Here is a 3,278-nt window from a genome sequence, read left to right as displayed (position 1 = left end):
TATAAAATCCTGCTACGCCGGTCATAGCACCAGTAAGGACGAAGCATCGTGTCCTCGCCTTTTATCCCGACCCTTACCCTGGATAGTGGTGAGTGGATAGTGACCAGCCACTAGTCACTAGTCACTAACAGAAGGCGGGGCTTCCCGCCGGTCTAGCTAACAAAGCCAATCCCCAAAGATCGAAAATGGCCCCCTGGCTGCGCCTCAGCCCCTCCATCTCTCCTGCAGCTTGAGCTCCATCTGCAGATCCCGCGCCGGGACAGGGTCAGCTTCCAGTCTTGCTGCCCATCTCGGCAGCTTGGATCAAGGCCCTGGCTCGCTGTTGATCCAACTTGGCTTGCAAGCGCTCTTGCTTGTCGCTGCTGGTATTCAAAACTTTGCTTGCTTCGTCCAAGAGGGCCTGAGCCGCTGCCTTATCCACTTTTTCACCCCGCTCTGCTCGGTTGACCAGGACGGTTACCTCGTTATTTTCGACTTCTGCAAATCCGCCCATGACCGCAATGGCCAACCACTTTCCATCGGCTTTGACCCGCATAACGCCATTGCCGATGGCGGTCAAGAGGGGGGCGTGCCCAGTGAGAATGCCCAATTGGCCCGAAGTGGCAGGGAGGATCACTTCCTCGCTGGGGGCATCCCAAACCGTGCGGTCGGGGGTAATCACACGAACCATCAGCGTCACGACAGATCTCCTGAGGGCTTGAACACTTTCGCGTCGGCGGTGCGGAGCACCCTGGTTTCGATCCTAGCGGATTAGGATCCCCGCAGCTTTGCCGGGTTCTCCTTTTGTCTCTTCTCTCGAGGCAGCCACACTTAACCTGTGCATAACTTTGCCTTTACCTCAGGCTGGAAGGCAAGCGCTAAGGTGTTGTCGGGAACACTTATCTCATGCCCCAACCTCAGCATTGACGGCCAGCCCATTGCTGTTGGTTTGCAAGGGGGAGCCCAACGACTGGTGCGCCCAGTTTTCCTAGCGGAGCCAGCCTATGCCTGAAGCGATGCCTAGCCATTTTGCTGCCGGCCTGTCCACACGGGAGCGCCAACTGCTGGAAGACCTCTACCGCAGCCGCAGTTTATCCCCCTACACTCCTGGCCAGGTTATCCCTTTGTTTCCTGATGAATGGGTGATCGTCTGTCGGGGGGTGGTGCAGTTGACCACCCTCTATCCCAATGGCGGTGAGGCGTTGTTGGGGTTTGCCGGCCCCTCCATGCCCCTGGGATCCCCTCTGACGATGCTGGATCCCTACCAAGCTAAGGCTTTGACGGCAGTTGATGTGCTGCGGCTGCCGGCAGCAGAGGTGGAAGCCTCAGAGATCCTGAGTCAAGGGCTGCTCAAGCAGGTGGTGCGTCGGCTGCGCCAAACCGAAGCATTGCTTGCCTTGGCCGGACGGCGGCGGGTAGAGGATCGGCTGCGCCAGTTGCTCTCCCTTTTGGCTGTGGAGCTGGGATCCCCGGTTGCAACAGGGGTGCGCCTGCAAGTGCGCCTTACCCACCAGGACTTGGCCAATGCCATCGGCACTACCCGGGTCACCATTACCCGTCTCCTAAACCGCTTTCGTCAGCAGGGCTGGGTTGCGGTGGACAAAAACCGGCACCTTGTCATCAAACTCGCCCACGCTCCGTAAAACCTTTAGAAACTGAGCAGGATCTGCTCCTAGGGCATGGCTGAAAGCTGGCAGTTTTTGGCTCGTAGTTAACTGCTGGGAGATGGAGCTGACGGGAGTCGAACCCGTGTCCGAGATGGGTACTGAGGGATCACTCATTCACAGGTTTAGCCTCTTTGACCCTCGAGGCGGGGATCGCCGTTTGGATCCCGGCGATGGGAGTTCTCCGCCTGATCTTGGTCTCTCCCTCGACGGAGCCGGAGTAGAGAGCTGCACCCGTTGGGGTTGTGATCCGCCCACTTAACGGGGTCGTGAGCAGATCCTCGAGCTCAGAGTAAGTTTTCGGTTACTGAGCCTTAGGCAGCCAAAGCAGCCGCTTTACGAGCAAAGGGTACGACGTTGTTCGCACGTACTGTTTTGAGCCTGGTGGTAACGGGATAAGCTCAATCCCGACCTGCCTCATGAACCCATGTTCGCCACCCCGTCGAAACCGTTACAGCCCCAGGGTTGACTTGAGTCCAGCATAGCAAGATTTTTGGGGATACGGCCAGAACCTTTGCGAATGTGACAGAAGCTTTGCTAATATGACGAAGCTGCAAACTTGGGTCGGTAGCTCAGCGGTAGAGCACTCGGCTTTTAACCGATTGGCCCAGGGTTCGAATCCCTGCCGACCCATGTCAGTCTTCTTCTTCCAAAATACGGGGCACCTTGAAGAACATGTCAGCTCGATCAGGGGCGTTGGCCAGGATCCCTTCGATATCCGGGTAGGGCTCGACTTCATCGGGGCGGGTGGGCAGTTCCATGTCCAGGACGTGAAAGGTGGGCTCTACCCCCTCCGTGTCCAGCTCCTTCAGTTGCTCCACGTAGGCCAAGATGTCTGCTAGCTGCTCTGTGAACTGGATCTCTTCCTCCTCGGTCAGCTCCAGACGAGCCAAGTGAGCAACATGTTGGACTTCTTCCCGTTTCAGCATCCTCTCCTCCGGCTCCCAGATTATCGACTTGACTTAGCCCAGGGTAGCCGAGATCAACCGTTCGCGTTAACGGAACGGAGTCCTTCTGCAGGAAAGCTCAGTACACCTCCAGGTTGGCGCGCCCGGTGGTTTTCAGCCAGTTTTGGGCCTCGATGTAGTTGTTGGGGGCAATGCGAATGGCCCGAATCCAGTACTGGGCAGCCTCGTTGAACAGGGCCTCTGCTGTTTCCTCATCCCCGGCTTGCAGGCTCAGCTCGCCCTTGTGGTGCAGCAATACGGCAATGTTGTTCAGGGCAGAGCAAAGTCTTGGGTTTAACTCCAGAGCTTGGTGGTAGTGGTCGAGGGCTTTGTCAAGCTCGCCGTTGCTCTGGTAGATCAGGCCCATGTTGTAGAGAATGTAGCTGCGGTCTTCTTCCCCTTGCTCGAGGGCGAGGGCTTCTCTGTAGTTTTCTAGGGCCTCGGCATATTCTCCTTCGCTCTGAGCGGCCATGCCATCCCGGTAGTAGGCAAAGGCTTTCTTTTCCTCGGAACTCACCCCTGGCAGCAGTTTCAGAATTAGATCGGCCATGACGGTGAAGGTCTTGTCAATGAAGTTGTCGTTCTTCATGCTGCGCGGCATGGCTGACCCCTTTTAAGTTTAGGACTAAGGATCTGATACATTTACGCTGAACACTGCTGAACATCACTGTTCAACTATGCAGCGATA

General features: G+C 56.8%; 4 protein-coding genes, 1 tRNA gene and 1 other RNA gene. 2 read left to right on the top strand and 4 right to left on the bottom strand.

What is annotated here, in order from left to right:
- Positions 1–265: 265 nt before the first annotated feature.
- Positions 266–679 (bottom strand): ATP synthase F1 subunit epsilon, encoded by a 414-nt coding sequence (gene atpC / locus NW829_RS11965; RefSeq protein ID WP_011433800.1) that lies wholly within the window; start codon positions 677–679, stop codon positions 266–268.
- A gap of 304 nt (positions 680–983) precedes the next feature.
- Between atpC and NW829_RS11960 the strand changes: the two genes are divergently transcribed.
- Positions 984–1,622 (top strand): Crp/Fnr family transcriptional regulator, encoded by a 639-nt coding sequence (locus NW829_RS11960; RefSeq protein WP_414342684.1) that lies wholly within the window; start codon positions 984–986, stop codon positions 1,620–1,622.
- 80 nt (positions 1,623–1,702) lie between these two features.
- Here NW829_RS11960 and ssrA read toward each other — a convergent pair.
- Positions 1,703–2,104, bottom strand: a transfer-messenger RNA (tmRNA) gene (gene ssrA, locus NW829_RS11955).
- Positions 2,105–2,204: 100 nt separating this feature from the next.
- On the opposite strand from ssrA, the gene NW829_RS11950 reads away from it, so the two are divergent.
- Positions 2,205–2,276: transfer RNA gene (locus NW829_RS11950), tRNA-Lys, on the top strand.
- 2 nt (positions 2,277–2,278) lie between these two features.
- Here the strand turns inward: NW829_RS11950 and gatC are convergent.
- Both gatC and NW829_RS11940 read right to left on the bottom strand, forming a co-directional pair.
- A complete protein-coding gene (gene gatC / locus NW829_RS11945; RefSeq protein WP_414400282.1) occupies positions 2,279–2,572 on the bottom strand; it encodes an Asp-tRNA(Asn)/Glu-tRNA(Gln) amidotransferase subunit GatC in 294 nt (97 codons plus the stop codon).
- 97 nt (positions 2,573–2,669) lie between these two features.
- Positions 2,670–3,191, bottom strand: a complete 522-nt coding sequence (locus NW829_RS11940) for a photosystem I assembly protein Ycf3 (RefSeq protein WP_414350803.1) — start codon at positions 3,189–3,191, stop codon at positions 2,670–2,672.
- Positions 3,192–3,278 lie beyond the last annotated feature (87 nt).

Origin of the sequence: Synechococcus sp. R55.8 (assembly GCF_047461895.1) — a bacterium.
Lineage (GTDB): Bacteria > Cyanobacteriota > Cyanobacteriia > Thermostichales > Thermostichaceae > Thermostichus.
The sequence above is the reverse complement of the archived record's forward strand: the minus strand, read 5'-3'. Positions and strand labels throughout refer to the sequence as shown.